Annotated in this window: 17 protein-coding genes; 7 read left to right on the plus strand and 10 right to left on the minus strand. The window is 62.7% G+C overall.

From position 1 onward, the window contains the following. Window positions 1–33: 33 nt before the first annotated feature. On the minus strand, window positions 34–1,908 hold the full coding sequence (gatE, locus tag G6M89_RS17840; RefSeq protein ID WP_165163260.1) for a Glu-tRNA(Gln) amidotransferase subunit GatE: 1,875 nt from the start codon (window positions 1,906–1,908) through the stop codon (window positions 34–36). Window positions 1,909–2,319: 411 nt separating this feature from the next. Between gatE and G6M89_RS17845 the strand changes: the two genes are divergently transcribed. After that, a complete protein-coding gene (locus G6M89_RS17845) occupies window positions 2,320–2,466 on the plus strand; it encodes a hypothetical protein (RefSeq protein ID WP_165163261.1) in 147 nt (48 codons plus the stop codon). A gap of 44 nt (window positions 2,467–2,510) precedes the next feature. Here G6M89_RS17845 and G6M89_RS17850 read toward each other — a convergent pair whose 3' ends face one another. Then, on the minus strand, window positions 2,511–3,872 hold the full coding sequence (locus tag G6M89_RS17850; RefSeq protein ID WP_165163262.1) for a heme ABC transporter ATP-binding protein: 1,362 nt from the start codon (window positions 3,870–3,872) through the stop codon (window positions 2,511–2,513). Further along, window positions 3,869–4,933 carry a vitamin B12 ABC transporter permease BtuC gene (btuC, locus tag G6M89_RS17855; protein ID WP_165163263.1) on the minus strand — a complete coding sequence of 355 codons (1,065 nt, stop codon included), beginning with the start codon at window positions 4,931–4,933 and terminating at the stop codon, window positions 3,869–3,871. The genes G6M89_RS17850 and btuC overlap by 4 nt, the downstream gene beginning before the upstream one ends. A 59-nt stretch (window positions 4,934–4,992) precedes the next feature. On the opposite strand from btuC, the gene G6M89_RS17860 reads away from it, so the two are divergent. The 5 genes from G6M89_RS17860 to G6M89_RS17880 all read left to right on the plus strand — a co-directional run bounded on the left by G6M89_RS17860 (window position 4,993) and on the right by G6M89_RS17880 (window position 9,101). Next, the gene (locus tag G6M89_RS17860; protein ID WP_165163264.1) at window positions 4,993–6,168 is read left to right on the plus strand and encodes a PGF-CTERM-anchored ABC transporter substrate-binding protein; all 1,176 of its coding nucleotides are present in this window, start codon (window positions 4,993–4,995) and stop codon (window positions 6,166–6,168) included. 72 nt (window positions 6,169–6,240) lie between these two features. Beyond that, complete coding sequence (gene srp19, locus G6M89_RS17865) at window positions 6,241–6,519, plus strand: signal recognition particle subunit SRP19 (RefSeq protein WP_165163265.1); 279 nt, start codon at window positions 6,241–6,243, stop codon at window positions 6,517–6,519. Window position 6,520: 1 nt separating this feature from the next. Next, the gene (locus tag G6M89_RS17870; RefSeq protein WP_165163266.1) at window positions 6,521–6,772 is read left to right on the plus strand and encodes an H/ACA ribonucleoprotein complex subunit GAR1; all 252 of its coding nucleotides are present in this window, start codon (window positions 6,521–6,523) and stop codon (window positions 6,770–6,772) included. A gap of 63 nt (window positions 6,773–6,835) precedes the next feature. Continuing rightward, window positions 6,836–7,900, plus strand: a complete 1,065-nt coding sequence (locus tag G6M89_RS17875; protein ID WP_165163267.1) for a presenilin family intramembrane aspartyl protease PSH — start codon at window positions 6,836–6,838, stop codon at window positions 7,898–7,900. A gap of 151 nt (window positions 7,901–8,051) precedes the next feature. Next, on the plus strand, window positions 8,052–9,101 hold the full coding sequence (locus G6M89_RS17880) for a glycoside hydrolase family 105 protein (RefSeq protein ID WP_165163268.1): 1,050 nt from the start codon (window positions 8,052–8,054) through the stop codon (window positions 9,099–9,101). A gap of 51 nt (window positions 9,102–9,152) precedes the next feature. Here G6M89_RS17880 and aroE read toward each other — a convergent pair whose 3' ends face one another. The 5 genes from aroE to G6M89_RS17905 form a co-directional block, all read right to left on the minus strand. Continuing rightward, window positions 9,153–9,959 (minus strand): shikimate dehydrogenase, encoded by an 807-nt coding sequence (gene aroE / locus G6M89_RS17885; protein WP_165163269.1) that lies wholly within the window; start codon window positions 9,957–9,959, stop codon window positions 9,153–9,155. A 125-nt stretch (window positions 9,960–10,084) separates the two neighbouring features. After that, on the minus strand, window positions 10,085–12,463 hold the full coding sequence (locus G6M89_RS17890; RefSeq protein WP_165163270.1) for a xanthine dehydrogenase family protein molybdopterin-binding subunit: 2,379 nt from the start codon (window positions 12,461–12,463) through the stop codon (window positions 10,085–10,087). Further along, window positions 12,460–13,431, minus strand: a complete 972-nt coding sequence (locus G6M89_RS17895) for a xanthine dehydrogenase family protein subunit M (protein ID WP_165163271.1) — start codon at window positions 13,429–13,431, stop codon at window positions 12,460–12,462. The genes G6M89_RS17890 and G6M89_RS17895 overlap by 4 nt, the downstream gene beginning before the upstream one ends. Beyond that, entirely contained in the window at window positions 13,431–13,943 is a 513-nt protein-coding gene (locus G6M89_RS17900) for a (2Fe-2S)-binding protein (protein ID WP_165163272.1), read from the minus strand. The genes G6M89_RS17895 and G6M89_RS17900 overlap by 1 nt, the downstream gene beginning before the upstream one ends. Window positions 13,944–14,003: 60 nt before the next feature. Continuing rightward, window positions 14,004–15,215, minus strand: coding sequence for an XdhC family protein (locus G6M89_RS17905; RefSeq protein ID WP_165163273.1), 1,212 nt, complete (start codon window positions 15,213–15,215; stop codon window positions 14,004–14,006). Between the two features lie 87 nt (window positions 15,216–15,302). Here G6M89_RS17905 and G6M89_RS17910 point away from each other — a divergent pair, with 87 nt between their 5' ends. Then, window positions 15,303–15,935 (plus strand): NTP transferase domain-containing protein, encoded by a 633-nt coding sequence (locus G6M89_RS17910; protein WP_165163274.1) that lies wholly within the window; start codon window positions 15,303–15,305, stop codon window positions 15,933–15,935. A 15-nt stretch (window positions 15,936–15,950) separates the two neighbouring features. On the opposite strand, the gene G6M89_RS17915 is transcribed toward G6M89_RS17910, so the two are convergent. Together G6M89_RS17915 and cysS are read right to left on the minus strand one after the other, a co-directional pair. Beyond that, window positions 15,951–16,667 carry a DUF6517 family protein gene (locus G6M89_RS17915; RefSeq protein ID WP_165163275.1) on the minus strand — a complete coding sequence of 239 codons (717 nt, stop codon included), beginning with the start codon at window positions 16,665–16,667 and terminating at the stop codon, window positions 15,951–15,953. A 94-nt stretch (window positions 16,668–16,761) separates the two neighbouring features. Continuing rightward, window positions 16,762–18,255: a cysteine--tRNA ligase gene (gene cysS / locus G6M89_RS17920; protein WP_165163276.1), complete on the minus strand. Its 1,494-nt coding sequence runs from the start codon at window positions 18,253–18,255 to the stop codon at window positions 16,762–16,764. Window positions 18,256–18,392 lie beyond the last annotated feature (137 nt).

An 18,392-nucleotide genomic window follows, 5' to 3' on the forward strand; every position in this document is an offset into this window, starting at 1 on the left:
TGACTGCGAAAATCGAACTCAAGTCCGGTTCAGTCAGGCTCGTTTCTGAATCTCTTCGCGTAGAACCTCGCTCACGAGGTCACCGTCCGCCTTCCCACGCAGCGCACCCATACATTCGCCCATGAGTCCGGAGAACGCCTGCATTCCCTCCTCTTCGACCTGGCCTTCGTTGCGCTCGACGACCTCGACGATTGCCTCGCGGACTTCCTCATCGTCAGCGCCGCCGAGGTCCTCTGCATCGGCTGCCTCTTCGGCAGTCCGGTCGGGGTCGTCGGCCAGTGCTGTAAGGAGATCGCCAACGCCCTCGTTCGGCAGGTCTCCGTCCTCAACCATCCGGAGAACGCCCTGCAGGTGCGTTTCCGTCACGTTCTTGACGGGAACGTCATCCCGGCGAAGTTCCGTCAACGTCGACTCGAGCGTGGACGCCGCAAGCGTCGGGTCGATGCCGTCTGCAACGACGTCTTCGAACAGCGGCATGTGCGTGCCGTAGGCGACCTGCTCGGCCAGTCCTGCGCCGAGGTCGTACTCGTCCTGATAGCGGTCGACCTTCTCGGTCAAGAGTTCCGGCTCGGGAACCTCGCTCGGATCGGGTTCGACTGGCGGTACGTCGGTTTCGGGGTACATCCGCGCTGCACCGGGCAGCGGCCGCAGGTAGCGCGTCGTCCCGTCGTCGTTCGCACCGCGAGTCTCTTCGGGGACGCCCTCGAGTGCGGTCTGTGCGCGCTCAACGACGGCGTTGATGGCGGCCTCGGCAATGTCGGTCTCGTCGGCGACGATGGCAACCGCGTCTTCGGGATCCGCATTGACTGCATCCCGTAGGTCTGCGACCTCATCCTCGGTGACGCCGTAGGCTGGCAACTCGTCGGTATGGAAAATACCGCCCGCGCCATGGCGCTTTGCGTGATCAGAGAACTCGGTGCCGAGGCGACGGTCCGGGGCGATTTCGCGACCGACGAGGCCGTCGAAGCCCTCGAGTCGGACGCCCATGACGCTGCCACCGGAACTGAGCGCGCCCTGAATGACGCCGCTGTCGGTTCCCTCGAACACGTCGGTAACGTCTTCGGGGTTGCTGACGGCTGCCTCGCGTTCGCCCAGTTCGTCTCGAATGTCGACGAGTTCGGCCTGCCGGGCAACCTCGTTGCGGACGATGTCGTCGATATCGTCGAGGCTCTGGACACCCTTGATCTCGACGCGTGCGCCCTCCGCGATGGAGACGTTGACGTCCTGGCGGATCGTCCCCAGCCCGCGTTTGACCTTGCCCGTCGAGCGCAGCAACATGCCGATCCGCTCGGCTGCCTCGAGCGCCTGCTCGGGGCTCGAGATGTCTGGACTCGTGCCGATTTCGACCAGCGGGATGCCGAGGCGGTCGAGACTGTAGCGGACACCCTCGTCGGTTTCTTCGACGCGCTGGGCGCTTTCTTCCTCGAGCAGGAGGTCCTCGATGCCGACCGCGCCATCGCTCGTCTCGATTGCGCCGCCGGTGGCGATCAGCGTCGAGCGCTGGAAGCCCGACGTGTTCGAGCCGTCGACGACGAGTTTGCGCATGACGTTGGCCTGATCGACCGGGTGCATGTCCATCAGTTGGGCGACCTCGAGAGCAGTCTCTAAGGCCTCCTCGTCTAACTCGTGGGGTGGTTCGTCGTCTTCTTCGACGAGGCAGGTGGTGTCGTAGGCGAGGTACTCGAACTCGCGGTCGACCTTGCTTTCTTCTAAGGCGGCATCGTCGATCTCGCCGAGTTCGCTGCGTGTGGGATGGAGGTAGCGCGTAAACGTGCGGGTTGCTTCCTCCGGTTCGCGCAGGTCGGTCGGACACTGACAAAACAGCTTCGTCGCCGTATCGAGTTGCTGGTGGATTTCCAGCCCGGCGACGAGACCGAGGTCCTCGTAATCGTACTCGGTATCGCTCATTGGCGTGGACTCGGAGGCGGAGGGGTAAAAAACCGTCCAGTTGCGGTCAGACCCACGTCGGTACTCTGTCGCCCCATGCCCTGTCCGACTGGCCAGACGCGGGGCTGTCGCTTTCGTTCGATACAGTCTACGGGGAGCGCAGTCGCTCGAGAGTATTAGAGAGACGGGGTAGGCCAGTCAACGACAGTGCACGTGGAAACCACGCACAGTGAAAGGTGGTTGCCTGACCGTGCCGCCTACCCGAATTCTGTTCTATCGCCATAAAACACCTCCGGTCGGTGGATGCGAACTGGCTAACTCGAGAACGGATCGCGTCGCAATTGCGTGCTGTCAGTGTGGCCGGCTTCGTTACTCCTGTACTGGTGCGAGCGCAAGCACAACGGCTACACGCCGGTCGAAACACACTCGAGTATGGTCCGGATTTCGACGATCGTCATCGTGCTCGCGATCATCCTCGGTATCGGCCTGATTCCGATTCCCGTGATTCCCGGCGTGGGAATCCTCGTCGGCCTCTCGGGTATCGTCATCGGGATTATCCTGCGACTCCTCGGGCACTGACAACAGCCTACAGATACGTCCCCACCCGTTCGCGTCGCCGCCGTTCAGTCCGCACTCGAGGGCGTCTTGAGTTCCTGTGAGATACCATCAGAAATCGCCTCGAGAACCGTCTCTGGAGTCGATTTAACTGTTGTTGCGGACTCGAACATCGTCGGGGCGTGAGATGAATCGAGTTCGACGCCATCGTCTGGCGGGCCTGCGACGACGACTGGCCCGGCCGACGCAGCGACCGTCTCGAGCAACTGCTTCGTGCCACGCCGGGTGGCTCGCTCGAGGACGGATTCGGTGACGACCGTGATGTCCGCCGATTGGACTGACTCTTCGAACGCCGTCACTGTGGCCGAGGAGAGCGATTCAAAGGGTGCGACCTCGAGTCGCTCGACACCGAGCGACCGGGCGGTTTCGGCTGCGGTATCGCCTGCAGTGACCGGTCCGATACTGGGATCGATGGCAGCCGCCGCGGTCTCGAGGCGCGCGAGTACGCCCGCGGCGGTGGCACCTGTCCCGAAAACGTGCACACGAACTGACTCTGCACTGGTTTCGTCTTGTGTTTCGGCCTGTGTCTGATCGAGATGTGACTTGTCGGGAAGTGCTGTCACCGTCTCTGTTCCCGTCACGGGATTGGTCGTCACCGCTGCAGTCGCATCGAACACGTCTGCGACCGCCGCTCCGGTGAGAACCGCTGTCGGTGAGCCGCTGCGATAGACGCCGCCATCCGCGAGCATCACGAGCCGGTCGCAGTAGCGCGCTGCGTGATTCAGGTCGTGAATCGCTGCGACGACGGTTCGGCCCTCCTCAACGAGTTCACGAACCAACTCGAGTGTCTCAATCTGGTAGGTCACGTCGAGACTCGCGGTCGGTTCGTCGAGTAACATGACGGGTGTCTCCTGTGCAATCGCACGCGCGAGGACGACCCGTTGGCGCTCACCGCCGCTGAGTTCGTCGATCGGTCGATCCGCAAATTGTGTGGTTCGCGTGCGCTCGAGGGCGTGATCCACGGCTTCTCGATCGGCCGCCGTGGGCGGTGAAAAGCGCGACCGGTGTGGATGGCGGCCCATTTCGACGACGGTTTCGACGTCGAACGAAAACGAGAGCGTCGTATCCTGTGGGACGACCGCGACGCGTCGACTCGAGGCTTTCGACGAGAGACTGTGAATATCGGTCTCATCAACCGTGACGGTGCCCGATGTGGGTGTGAGCGCGCCGCTGATTGCACGGAGCAGCGTGGTCTTTCCCGCGCCATTGGGGCCGACGAGGCCAATGAACTCTCCGGGTTCGACAGCGAGTGAGGCGTTCTCGAGGACCGAAACGTCGCCAAACGAGACTGAGACGTTGTCAACGTCGATCTGGCCGCCGGTGGGTGGAGCAGATTGGTCGGGCTCGCCACTGTTTTTGAACCCAATCATAGCGAGTGCACCTCGCGTTTCGTGAGTAAGTACAGAAAGAAGGGGGCTCCGAGGGCCGCCGTAACGATCCCGACGGGAACAATCGGCAGGCCATAGAGGCCAACACGGGCGATGGTATCCGTGATGACGAGAAACGAGGCTCCAGCAAGTGCGCTCGTCGGCAACAGGATGCGGTGATCGGGGCCAACGATCAGGCGCATGATGTGGGGGACGACGAGGCCAACGAAGCCGATGACACCGGCGACCGCGACGCCCGCTGCGGTGACGATGCTCGCAACCGCGAGCAACAGGATCTTCGTTCGTTCGACGTTGACACCGAGATGATGGGCGTCTTCCTCGCCGAGTAGCAAGACGTTCATCTCGCGGGTGTAGACGCTAAGGATGCCAACGCCGAGAAGCGAGACTGGCAACGCGAACGCGATATCACCCCAGTTGCTTCGATGGAGATGGCCCATCATCCAGACCACTGCCTCCCGAAGGTCGTCGCCGCTGTGGACGAGCATGTACGAAATCATCGCTCCCAGAAACGCCTGAATTGCGACCCCTGCGAGCAACAACGTCGCAACCGGGGTCCGCCCGCCCTCCGTCGCAATCGCATACACGGTGAACGCCGTGATGATCGCGCCCAAAAACGCCGCGACCTGCAACGGTGAAATCTCTATTGTGCCAATCACCGCCGGTATCGTGACACTCGAGAAGGGGATAAGCGCGGGAAACGCGATGGCGGCGACGGCACCCGCTGCGGCACCGCTCGAGACCCCGATAATAGAGGGGTCTGCGAGTGGATTGCGGAAGAATCCTTGCATGACCGTTCCAGCGGCTGCGAGTGCAAAGCCGACCGTCGCGGCAAGTATGATACGCGGAAGCCGAACGTCCATCACGATCGTCTGGTGTGCGGTGGGGACGTCGTACATGTCGGTTGCGACGTGGTTGGCGATCGCTTGGACGACCGTTATGGCGTTGATCCGGACCGGTCCGAGCATCGCGCTTCCGATCACAACGACGGCGAGCAGCGCTAGTAGACCGATTGACCACGACAGGATCCGTCCGGACTGCGACACGTTTGCAAGCTCGCTTGCAGTAGTCAAATATTTGTTGGAGTGGGCTGACGTACGACCAGATGCAACAGAAATTCATTGCGCTCGTCGCTGCCGTTGTCCTCCTGGCAGCCGTCGCTCCCGCAGCCGTCGCCGGAGCCCCGGGCGCCCCACCCAGTGCCCAGTTCGCTGACCAACAGACACCCCACTCAGCCGCGTTGGCTCAGGAATCGCTCACCTGCGAGTACCCACTCGAACTCGAGGACGGCACGGGTGAGACAGTCGAACTCGAGGAGGAACCTGAATCGGTCGTTGCGCTCCAGCCGAGCGATGCGCAGGTTATGTTCGAAATCGGTGCCGAAGACAAACTCGACGGCATGCCTGTCGGAGAGTATACCGAGTATCTCGACGCTGACGAGGAATTGGATATCTCAGATGACAGCGGTGTCGAGCCGGTCACTGAGGAGGTAATCGACCGCGAACCAGATGTCGTTCTCGCTGCAGACGCGCTGGCTGGCGATGACGTCGTCGATCAACTTCGTGATGCTGGCCTCACTGTCTACGTCTTCCAGACTGAGGACTCACTCGACGGTGTCGCCGAGAATATCCGACTTACCGGCGAAATTGTCGGCGAGTGTGAGGGTGCTGAAGCGTCGATTGACTGGATGGACGAACGCCTCGAGATCATCGAGAACGCCGTCGAAGACGAGGATCGCCCGCTCGCGTACTACCCAATGGGCGGTGGCTTCACCCCCGGTGCAGGCACGTTCCAGGATGAAATTCTGACGACTGCCGGTGTCGAGAACCTCGGCGCAGAAGCCGGCCTCGAGGGCTGGGGCGAGATTAGCGAGGAAACCGTGATCGAGGAAGATCCCGACTGGATTATCTACGGCGAGTCCTGGGACGAGCCACCAGTCGGTGAAGCCGTCATGGGAACGACTGCATACGAGAACGAGCAGTTTGTCACCGTCCACGATAACTTCATGAGCCAGCCCGGTCCGCTCGTGGTCTATGCAATCGAGGATATCGCACAGGAAGTCCACCCAGACGCCTATGAGGACGCCGCGGCCGAACTCGAGGACGAGGTGGGCGACGACGCTGAAACGGAGAGCGACGACAGCGACGCAGATGATGGAGCAGCCGACGACACTGACGATGCTGTCGAGACGGATGATGCAGGGAGCGAGTCGATCCCTGGCTTCGGCGCACCCGTTGCCATCATTGGCGCACTTCTCGCTGCGTTCTTGTTGCGCCGATAACGACGATACGTCGGCATTTCATGGCAAGTTGTTTTGAAAAGGATTTACACGTCGGCCATCACAGAGTAGCGCATGGTCGAGAACGTTATCTGGCCCGCCTATCTCGATGCGGCCCGCACACGCTCTGAGGGGCGCCGCGTCGCGGAGGATCTGGCCGTCGACGAGCCGTCGGTCGACGAAATCGCGAAAGCCGTCCAGCAGATCGGCTACGACGCGACGATTGAACGCGATAAAGCCTACTCGAGAGAGCCGTGGGCTGATCGCGGCCGCGTCGTCGTCCGCGGGGCCGACGATTCGAAAAATGACCTCGTACAGGCTGTCGCGGCCTACGTCGTCGCGATGCGTGACTAACATGCGCCGCGTAGGTTCCGTTGTCCGAATCGCACAGGGACTCGCCGTCCTTCGGGCTGATGAGAGTGATAACACCGGCGACACTTCTGACTTACAGAACAACATCGGCACAATCGTTCTCGATGACTCACTCGAGGAAGTTGGTCGTGTTGTCGATGTTTTTGGGCCTGTCTCCCGGCCGTACTTGGCGGTGACGCCGGACGACGATGTCCATGTGCCAGCACTGGTCGGCTCGACGCTGTACGCTCGCTAGGCTGAGAAGCGGCCTCGAGCGCCAACGAAAACACCCATAGGAACGGGGTGCAAACGCCGCGCCATGAACGATCGGATGCGGGTTCTCTTCGCCGTTGGATTCGTCGTGGTGCTCTTTCTCGGCGTCCAACTCGGCTCGCTCGCGCTTATCGAGCCGTTCGACGAGTCTGGCCATCAGGCCGTCGAGGACCCTGAGAACCCGACCAACAGTATCGTCTACTTCGGGATTATTCTCGTCGCAACCGCGTTGATGCTCGCCGCGTTCAAGTACGAGTTCGAGCGCCTGATTCAGGCGTTGATCATTGGGGTCAGCGTGATGATTTCGTGGTTCGTCTTCACGGAGTTCATCCCGCCTGTCGTCACGGCCGGTTCGATGAACGTCCTCGCTGTCCTCGCCGCGTTCGGCGTCGGGGGCGCGCTCCTGTTCTATCCGGAGTGGTACGTCATCGACCTTGCCGGGGTGTTGATGGGCGCGGGCGCGGCCGCGCTGTTCGGGATCAGTTTCGGACTGTTACCGGCGCTGCTCTTGCTCGCTGTCCTCGCCGTTTACGACGCGATCAGCGTCTATGGCACCGAGCATATGCTTGACCTCGCCGAAGGCGTGATGGATCTGAAAATCCCCGTCGTCCTCGTGATCCCGACGACGCTGTCGTACTCTTATCTGGCAGCCGGGAGCGGACCCGAGACACTCGATGACGCAGACGAAGCTGAACCCAACGACGCAGACACCACGGCAACGGCCAACTCTCCGACGCCGGAAGCAAACGGCGGCACAGGTGCTGAACCGGCGGAGACTGCCGCTGGCGACACCACAGCAGACGACGACCGCGAGTTTGACCGCGACGCACTGTTCATCGGACTCGGCGACGCTGTCATCCCGACAATTCTCGTCGTGAGCGCGGCCTTCTTCCTCGAGGCCGACACGGTCGGTGGCTCGCTCCTGATGATCAACGCGCCGGCACTCGGCGCGATGGTCGGCACGCTCGTCGGTCTGCTTGTCTTGCTCTGGATGGTCCTCAAGGGCCGCGCCCATGCGGGACTCCCGCTGCTCAACGGCGGTGCAATCAGTGGCTACCTCATTGGTGCGCTCGCAAGCGGGGTTTCGATTATGACGGCACTCGGTCTGTAGTCCGCTCTTGCGTCTGTCCCTCAAGTTGGATTTGTTCTGTTTATGCGTCTCGAGTCATATTTCTCCAACACAATCTGTCACACGGTCGCTCTCACCATGGTCCTCGAGACGTATGTGCAACCTTAAGTGTGATTCTCTCTCACGGTTGGGTATGTCTAGAGAACGACCCGTCGAGGAACTGTTGCCAACCGTCGCGTCATACACGAACGACCTCGATTTCGAGGATTTCATTCAGGGCGAGCGCCCGATGGTGCTTCGTGGCTTCCTTGCGACGGACGACGACGAACACACAGAAATCGCCGAGCGCTACATCGACTGGGCGGTCCGCTCACAATCGAGTGACGGCCTGATGGCCTACGGTTCGATCGACGTGGTGCCGGAGTGGGACGAACACCGCATCTTCCGACCCATTCCGGACGCCGGCGCAGTCGCCGTCCTCGCGCTCGAGGTCTACGAAAACGGTGGCCCGGAGTCCTATCTCGAGGCGTGCAAGCGACAGTTCGAGTATCTCCACGAGGATGCCCCGCGCAGTGAGGACGGTGGGATCACCCACCACATGGACGATATCGAACTCTGGATCGACGCGATCTACATGATGTGCCCGTTCATGGCCCGCTACGGCCAACTGACGGACACGCCCGAAGCAATCGACGAAGCCGTCGACCAGATTCTAGTCCACGCAAAACGACTTCGTGACCCACACAGCGACCTCTATCGCCACATCTGGCGCGAACAGCCAAACAGCTTCCCAGACGGCTCGCTCTGGCTCCGCGGGAACGGCTGGTTCGCCACCGGCGTCCTCGACACGCTTGATTACATCCCCGAGGACCACCCGAAGCGCGACCGCGTCGAGGAACTGCTCGTCGACCACCTCGAGAGCATGGCTGACTACCAGGATGCAAGCGGTTTCTGGCACCACCTCATCGACGACGACACGATGTATCTGGAGACCTCGGGGACGCTCCAGTACGCCTACGCCTTCGTCGACGCAATCGAACGCGGGCTGCTCGAGGAGGAGTATCTCGAGGTCGCCGAAGACGCGATGAACGCGGCGAAGACGGTCGTCACGACCGACGGCGCGGTCCAGCGCAACGCAGCGATGCCCGGCGGTCCTGAGGCCCCGCAGGCCATCAATCTCTACGGCCAGGGCTGGTTCCTGATCGCGGGGAAACGGCTTCTCGAGTCGGACGCTGACGTCTAAGGCCACATACCAATCAAAACAACCTTTCTGCCGTGTGTGCGCGTTTGGCAGTTATTCGCTGAGGTGGCTCCGAAGCGCCTCGTTCATCGCGTCGACCGGCGCGTCTTCGCCCGTCCACGTCTCGAACGCGTCGACGCCCTGGAAGAGCAACATCCACGCGCCGTCGATTGTCTGCGCGCCAGCAGCCGCCGCATCGCTGAGGAATCGCGTCTCGAGTGGCTTATACACCGCGTCGTACGCCGTCAGGTCGTCGTGCCAGGCATCGGCGGGTGCAGCGGATACGTCCTCCTCGAGGCCCACGCTGGTCGCGTTGGCGACGACATCTGCCTCGGCCATCAGGTCAGGGAGTTCCTCGAGTCCGTGGCCGCTCGCACCGGGAACGTCGTCCGCGAGGTCGTGTGCCTTCGACTCCGTTCGGTTCGCAATCGAGACGGTTCCACCCGCCTCTTCGAATCCGAACGCAAGCGCGCGTGCGGCCCCACCGGCACCGATGACGACGGCTTTGGCACCCTCGAGCGAGACGCCATGGTGGTCGAAGGCCTGTAGCGTGCCGGTCATGTCGGTGTTGTACCCGACCGGGCCGTCGTCGGTGAAGTCGATTGTGTTGACTGCGCCGACGCGCTGAGCTTTTTCGTCCACGTCGGCGAACTCGAAGGCATCGTGTTTGAACGGCAGTGTGACGGTCAGGCCGTCGACGCCAAGCGCTTGCGCACCGCGAAACGCCTCCTCGATTCGGTCGGGGTCTGCTTCAAAGGTGACGAACTTCGCGTCGATACCGCACGCATCGAAGGCCGCTTCGTGCATTGGCGGTGACAACGAGTGCTCGACAGGGTTTCCGATAATTCCGTAAACGTCCATACGGGTTCCCGCTCCGGCGAGCGAAATAATGGCCACGATTTGTTCCTCAGTACCGCGGCATTGTCTCACAGTCCCGCGAGACACTGACACACGCGTGTGCGTATCGATGACTTATTGGTCGTACCCTATTCGTCGCGCTCGAGGTCCGATAGCCTCTGCCAGACGCGCTCGTCCGTCAGCGGCATATCAATGTGATCGACCTCGAGTGCATCACAGACGGCGTTGACGACGGCGGGTGGCGCGGCAATCGTGCCGCCCTCACCGATTCCTTTGACGCCCAACTCGTTCAGCGGGCTGGGCGTCACCGTTTCGTCGGTCTCGATTGTCGGAATGTCGGCAGCTCGGGGGACGCCGTAGGAATCCATGGTATTCGTCACGAGCGTGCCATCGTCGTCGTAGACGACCTGCTCGGTGCGTGCCTGGCCGATTCCCTGGGCGACGCCGCCGTGGACTTGCCCGTCGACGATCATCGGGTTAACGCGCTCGCCGCAGTCGTCGACCGCGAGGTAACGCTCAATCTCGACGTCGCCTGTGTCGGGGTCGACCGCGACGATGCAGGCGTGCGTGCCGAACGTGTACGCCGTTCCCTCTAGTTCGTAGAACGTCGTTGCCTCGAGTCCGGGCTCGAGGCCGTCGGGGACGCCCCAGCCGTAAGCTGTCTCGGCGACTGTTTCGAACGACACCGACTCGTCCGCGGTGGCGTCGGGGTCGCTCGCAACCGAGAACGTCCCATCCGCGTAGTCGACCCGGTCGGGATCGACCTCGAGTTCGGCGGCCGCAAACGCCCGGGCTTTTCTCAGCACTTTCTCGGCGCTTTCGACGATGGCGTTTCCGCCGACGATTGTCGAGCGGCTGCCGAACGTTCCCGTTCCGGTCGGGATCGACGCCGTATCACCCTCGGAAACGTGGATTCGGTCCATCGGCACCTCGAGTGCGTCGGCGACGAGTTGGGCGTAGGTGGTTTCGTGACCCTGGCCGTGGGAGTGGGTACCCGCGTAGACTTCCACGTCACCGTCGGGGAGGACGCGGACGAGGCCGCTCTCGAAGCCGCCGCCGGTCGACTCGACGTAGTTTGCGATGCCGACGCCGCGCAGGCGGCCGTCGTCGGATTTCGTTGGACTGTCGCTATCGTTACGGTGGGACTCGTAGTCGATCCCCTCGAGCGCCTTCTCCATCGCTGGCTCGTAGTTGCCCGAGTCGTAGGTCGTCCCGACGGGCGTCTCGTAAGGGAACGACTCGGACGAAATGAGGTTTTTCCGTCGGAGTTCCGCGGGATCCATCTCGAGTTCCGAAGCAGCGATATCGAGCAGTCGCTCGGTGACGTAGATCGATTCCGGCCGGCCCGCACCGCGGTAGGAGTGAATCGGCGCGGTGTTCGTAAACACCGAGTGGGCCGTGCAGTGGATCGCATCGATTGCGTACTGACTCGAGAGCAGTTTGCCGTACCAGCCGGGAACGCGGGCCCCGCCGCCGAGCGCGTAGCCGCCGGCGCAGGCGTAGGCTTCGGTTCGCAGCCCGCGGATCGTCCCGTCGTCGTCGAGCGCCAGTTCGGCCGTCGTCCGGTGATCGCGCCCGTGGGCTCCCTCGAGGTAGTTCTCGCTGCGGGTTGCAGTCCACTTGACAGGGCGCTCGAGTTCGCGGGCGCACCACGCGGCCATCGCCTCGCCGGGGTGATGGTGGCCCTTGTGCCCGAAGCCGCCGCCAACGTGCGGGACGATGACTCGAATTTCGCCTTCACGGACGCCGAGCGTGTGGGCCAGTTTCCGCCGATGGCCGTGGGGCGACTGGCTCGTCATCGTCACGGTAAAGCCCTCTTCAGCGTTGTACTCCGCAATTGCGGCCCGCGGTTCGAGCGCCGAGGGAATCAGCCGGTTGTTCTCGAGGTCGACATCAACTATGTGGTCGGCATTGGCGAACGCCTCGTCAGTCGCCTCAGCGTCGCCCAGTTCGGCCGACATCGCGAGATTGTCAGGTGCATCCTCGAACAGCTGTGGGGCGTCCGAATCGATTACTGCCGTTCTTGGGTCGACCACCGCCTCGAGAGGATCGTACTTAACCTCGACCGCCTCGACGGCGTCGCGTGCGCGATAGCGGTCTTCGGCGACGACGACAGCGATAGGTTGACCGTGATATCGAACGCGATCCGTCGCGAGAACGGGATGGGCTGGTACGTCGCGCTCGAGGCCCGACAGCGGGAGCCGACCGGGTGAGGACGAGGCCGCGATGTCGTCCCAGGTGTACGCCCCGAGAACGCCATCCATCGCGTCTGCCGCCGAGGTATCGATCCCCTCGAGGTCGGCGTGGCCGTGCTCGCTGCGAACAAATGCCAGATGGACCGTTCCTTCAGGCTCGTGGTCGTCGGTGTACTCGGCGCGGCCGGTCAATAACACGGCGTCCTCACGGCGCTTCTCGCTGGTGCCCGTGTAGGCCTCACTGTCGCCATCATCTGCGCGCTCGAGGTCGTCGATGCGCTGGCTCGAGTGCGTTGATTCAGTGTCGCTCATCGTGTCTCACCTCCGCGACCGGCAGCGTTTTCATCGCGCTCGTCATCGCCCGCGTCGGCGATCGCAGCCCGTATCGCACGTTCGGAAACGGTCGGCAGAATACTCGAGCGGTACTCCTCGCTGGCGTGCACGTCGCCACGTCGTCGCGCTTTCGGAACGTCAGTCGCGGCGTTCGCGACGGCCTCGCTTGCGCACCCGTCCAAGTCGGCGCTGGTGTCTGTCCCCTCGAGTGCGTCTTCGACGCTCGAGAGCCTGACCGCGGTATCGGCGACGCCGTTGGCCGCGAGTTGGACTTCCTCGAGCACGCCGTCCGCAATCGTGACGCGGGCCGCGACCCCGACCATTGCGTAGCCGGAGGTTGGATGGGTCTGCTTGACGTACGCGCCGCCGCTCTGTGCTGTCTCATCCGCTGTAGAGTTGCCGAGCAGTGGAATTCGAATCGACGTAACGATCTCGTCGTCGCCAACGACAGTCTCGAACGCCCCAGTCAGAAACTCTCCGACAGGAACGTCCCGTTCGCCGTCCGGCCCGCGGATTCTGACCGTTGCATCGGCGACGAGCGCCGCGGCTGGCAGATCGGAGTCTGGGTGTGCTTCCGCGAGATTGCCGCCGACAGTGCCTCGATTGCGAATCTGTCGGTCGCCCACTGCTCGAGTCGCCGCCGCGACCGCTGGTGCATGCGCCTCGAGCGTCCCAGGTTTATCTTCGGCAGTGGTTCCCGCCTCAAGTGCAGCCGCGTAGGTCGTCGCCGCGCCAATGACGAGCGCGTCGTCTACGACCTTGAGGCCGGTCAGTTCTGCTACGGTGCTCACGTCGACAACGGCACCCGGTGCAGCATCGCCGGTTTTGAGCCGCGGAAGTAGCGCGTGGCCGCCTGCAAGCAACGTTGCGTCAGGTAGCTCGGCAAGCAGCGAGAGCGCCTCTGTGACACTGCCGGCGCGGTGATAGTCGAACGAGGGCGGATACATCAGTCCTCACCCTCCGTTACGGCCGCGCTGGGAGGCGATCCGCTCACGGCCTCGAGTTCAGTGGCCGCCGATTGCACTGCTCGGATGATGTTCGTATAGCCCGTACAGCGACAGATGTTTCCCTTCAGCGAGCGCCGAATGTCGTCGTCCGTGGGGTCTGGATTCTCCCGCAGGAGGTCTGCAACTGTCAGTACCATCCCTGGCGTGCAGTAGCCACACTGGAGGCCGTGTTCCTCGTGGAACTGTTCCTGGACGACCGAGAGCACGTCGTCGTGACTCGCCGCTGTTCGGATGGTCGCGCCGTCGGCCTGTACCGCAAGGATCGTACACGATTTGACGATGTCGCCATCGAGTTCGACCGTACAGGCCCCGCACTTGCTCGACTCGCAGCCGACTTTCGGCGCGGTCACGCCGAGTTGGTCCCGGAGCGCGTGAACGAGTAGGGTCCGCCCCTCGACCGTCACCGTCTCGCGGTCGCCGTCCACGGTGAGCGAAATCTGGTGCTCTGACATTGTCACTGCCTTTGCGGAGCCACCTCTTCAAAGATCGCCTCCCCCGGTCAGCCCGCCGGTTCAGCGCTCGTGAATCGGACCCTCGCGATCTGTGAGATGTTCTGGCTCGCGATCGTTGTGAACCGCCAGCACCTCGCTGATGATGCTCGTCGCAATCCCATAGGGAGACCCCGCACCGAGGTCGACCCCGATCGGCGCGTACACTCGCTCGAGATCCAGCTCCGATACCGTCTCTCCATCCGCGTTCATCGCCTCGAGCAACTCCGTAAAGCGTTCTCTGGGCCCCATCATCCCAATGTAGGGCGCATCCGACTCGAGTAGTGCCTCGAGTGCAAGTCGATCGTCGACGAAATTGTGGGTCATCACGACCGCGTAGGTGCGTTCGTCGGGTGCGATCGCCGCTGCAACGGCCGCTGGAGCCGTCGAGACGTGCTCGTCTGCCGTCGGAAATCGCGACTCGAGGTCGATAGCTCCGCGAAAGCCAATGACCTCGACACGGAAGCCGTTCTGTGCGCCTAACTCGACGACGGGGCCGACATCGTGGCCGCTTCCGAGCACGACCAGCCGCGGCGGGGGCTGTACGCCCTCGATGAATACCGTCGCCTTGTCCATGTTGTCCGTCTCGCCCGCTGCATCCCCGTCACCACCCTCATCAGAGCCCTCCCCGTCCGCTTCGTCCATCTCACTCGCGTCGGCCTCGAGCGTAACCGTCTCGGTGGCCTCGTTCGCGACACACCGTGTTGCCGGTTCGCGGACGGCGTCGATGAGCCACGCTGGTACTGAGGCGTCATCGACCGCTGTCACACGTCCGTTGCGGGAGTACAATCTGGTGCCAGGCGAGAGTTCGTGTCCGTTCGTTTCCCCTTCGAGAACGGTCACAATGCCGATTGGTGCTCTCTCCTCGAGGGCGGCCGCCAACGGCTCGATAGATGCTGCAAGTGGTTCGACGAGGACGTCGACGATTCCGTTACAGCCGACGCCGAGCCCCCAGACATCGTCGTCCGCAGTGAGATCGTACGTCTCGAGACGAGGTTCGTCGGCCTCGAGGACGGCGTCAGCGAGTTCGGCGAGTTCGTCCTCGAGGCAGCCAGCGGTGAGTTGGCCGACGGCGGTGCCATCGCGTTCGACGACCATTTTCGCACCGGGGCGGCGGTAGGCGTTGCCCTCGACGCCGACCACCGTTGCAACGACCGCCTCGCGGTCGCCAGCCACTCCATCTCGGAGCGCCTCGTGGACGGACCGGCCGGCTTCGGTCCGGTCGAACTCGGTCATACCGGTGTTTCCGCTTGCCGCGTCCTATCGCTTTCGGGTCTCGGTATGAGCGACGACCATTTTATGCGTCCGGGGCAATCACCACCCATGGTTCCCGCTGAAACTGGCGGCGGTGATGACTCGCTGGCCACCCAACCGGCGGACACAGAGCCGCCGGTTGTTGCTGCTATCCTCCTCGCCGCAGGGACCAGTTCGCGATTCGACGGCGCGAATAAACTCCTCGTCCCCGTCGACGGCACACCAATCGTTCGGCACGCGGGACGCACGCTCGAGGCCGCTCCGGTTGAACCGGTCGTCGCTGTCCTCGGCCACGACGCGGACGCTGTCGGCGATGCACTCGCCGGCCTCGACCTCGAGACCGTGACGAACCCTGCGTACGGAGACGGCCAGTCGACCTCGGTTCGGTGCGGCCTCGAGGCGATTCCAGAACAAGCCGACGCCGTCATGATTGCACTCGGCGATATGCCGTTCGTCGATCCCGCCTCCATCACGGCATTAGTCGATGCCTATCGCGCGGGTGCCGGAGACGCACTCGCAGCCGCGAACAACAGCGAGCGAGGCAATCCCGTGCTGTTCGATCGGCAGTATTTTTCCGCTCTCGCCGCACTCGAGGGAGATATCGGTGGTCGCGCCATTCTCGAGCGGGAGGGCGCGCTCGTCGAAACCGGTGACCCCGGCGTGCGACGCGACGTGGATCGCCGAGTCGACATACAAGAGTGAACTGAGTGCCAGCGGCTAGTCTGTATCTGCGTTTGAGTCGGTGTCCGCCTCGAGAATATCTGCTTCGACATCGTCGCCGTGCTCGAGACCCTCGAGCAGGATATCGATGCGCTCGGCTTCGGATTCGCGGTCGAGCGTGCCAGCATCGGGATAGACGCCGACGAGCACGAGATGATCGCTACCGTACTCGAGGCGTGCGATGTCGATGTACACCGCGACACCTTCGTACCCATGCAGCGTCGCCTCGCCATCGAATGTATCGACCGTACTCTCGCGCTCGAGGATAGCGACTGCTCGCTCCTCGAGTTCATCACCAACCTCGAGTTCGGCGTACTGATTCTGGACGTGTTCGGCGATTTCGGCTGTCGTCATGTCGCTGACTGGGTTGAAATCCTCGCCGAGGAGTCTGACCTGCGGTGTGGTGATCGCAGCGAAGACGCCGGCTTCGGTTTCCCCATCGAGCACGCCGAAGGGCGTCGTGATCGTTCGTGTGTACTGGCTGATGTAGTTGACCGCATCGACTGATTGTCTGGCGACTGTCTCCGTTTCGATGACCTCCTGTGTGCCGTGATACTCGTAGCCGGCGTCGTCGACTGCGGTCTGCGAGACGACTGCTGGCGACGCGTTGACTGTCGTGAGGTCTGTGATATATTCCTCAACGCTGCCGAGACAACCAGCGGTTGCCGTTATCCCACCGACCGCGGCCGCTGCGACGAACCGCCGTCGATCCATACTCGAGCGTCCACGAACCGCGGGATAAGTGTCGTGCCTCCCTTCGCTGACTGACACGTTCTCCGTCGCTTCTCATACCGTGGCACTGAAGCAGTTACTCGGATGGTAGCCGATATGCCGCCCCATCATCCGTATCTTGGACTTCGATGCCAAGCGCCTCGAGTTCGTCACGAAGTTCGTCTGCTCGCTCGTAGTTGCCGTCGGCCCGTTCTTGCTCGCGAACGTCGAGCACGAGATCGACCACGTCGCCGGCCAACTCGGCGCTGCCGTCCGTCTCACCGATAAAGGAGAGTCCGAGAACATCCCCCAGTTCCTCGAGCGTGTCGACGGCGTCACAGAGGCCACGGTAGTCATACTCTGTGCGGTCCTCGAGATGAGCGTTGATCGCGGAAGCAATCGACAGCAGCGCAGACTGCGCTTCGCGCGTGTTGAAGTCGTCGTTCATCGCCGCGACGAACGACTCGCGGGCGTCCTTGACGGCTGCCCGGAGGTCGCCTTCTTCGACTTTTGTCCGCGCGTCGGTGGAGTCGACTGCGTCGACGGCCGACTCATACGCACGCTCGAGTTGGTCCCAACGCTCTTCGGCTTCGGCGATGGTCTCATCCGAGTAGAGTTGCTGGCTGTTGTACGAGCCGGCGGTGAGGAAGGTTCGCATCACGTTCGTCCCCCACTGGTCGATGGCTTCATCGACGGTGACGAAGTTGCCCAGACTCGAGGACATCTTCTCGTCGGCCATCTGGAACAGTTCGCAGTGGAGCCAGTAGTTCGCGAACGCCTGATCGGTTGCGGCTTCGGACTGGGCGATCTCGTTTTCGTGGTGTGGGAAGACGAGGTCGCGGCCGCCGACGTGGATGTCGAGGGTTTCGCCGAGGTGGGTCATGCTCATCGCCGAGCACTCGATGTGCCAGCCGGGACGGCCTTCACCCCACGGCGAGTCCCACGTCAGCGAGGTTTCGCAGGCGTGTCCTGGGTCGGCAGCGCCCTCGTGGCGGTGTTCGGCGACTGCTCCTTCGTCGACGCCGCCGGCCTTCCAGAGCGCGAAATCTGCGGGATTGCGCTTTTCGGAGCGTTCCTCGGGGTCGCCTTGGGATTCGATCTCCTCGAGATCCTGATTCGAGAGTTTGCCGTACTCCTCGAAGGCGGCCACGTCGAAGTAGACCGAGCCGTTGGATTCGTATGCGTAGCCCCGCTCGACTAAGGTCTCGACGAGGTCGATGATTTCCGGGACGTGCTCGGAGACGCGCGGGTAGACCTCTGCGCGCAGCAGGTTCAGCGAGCGCATATCCGCGAGCGTGCGCTCGATGTAGGTCTCAGCAACAGTGGCTTCGTCGTCGCCGAGATCATCCTCGCCCACGCGGGCGACAATTTTCTCGTTGATATCAGTAAAGTTCTCGACGTGACGCACGTCGTAGCCGAGGTACTCGAGCCAGCGGTGCATGACGTCGACGTGGACCCACGACCGCGCGTGGCCCAGATGGGGCGGATCCGAGACCGTCAGGCCACAGTAGTAAAGCAGTACGTTCTCGGGGTCCTGTGGCTCGAACGGCTCTGTCTCGCCCGTCAACGTGTTCGTCACGTGTAGGGTCATTAGTCGCTCGTACTGCCGGCTGAAAGTTAAAGCGTTGGATGCTTTGCCACCATAATAGCTGAGGCGCTACAACGATTTCGAGACGTTCTGATCGGACGGTCGATACCCTGAGTCCGAACTAGTCCGGTCGGCGTCGC

The organism is Natronolimnobius sp. AArcel1 (genome assembly GCF_011043775.1).
Classification (GTDB): domain Archaea; phylum Halobacteriota; class Halobacteria; order Halobacteriales; family Natrialbaceae; genus Natronolimnobius.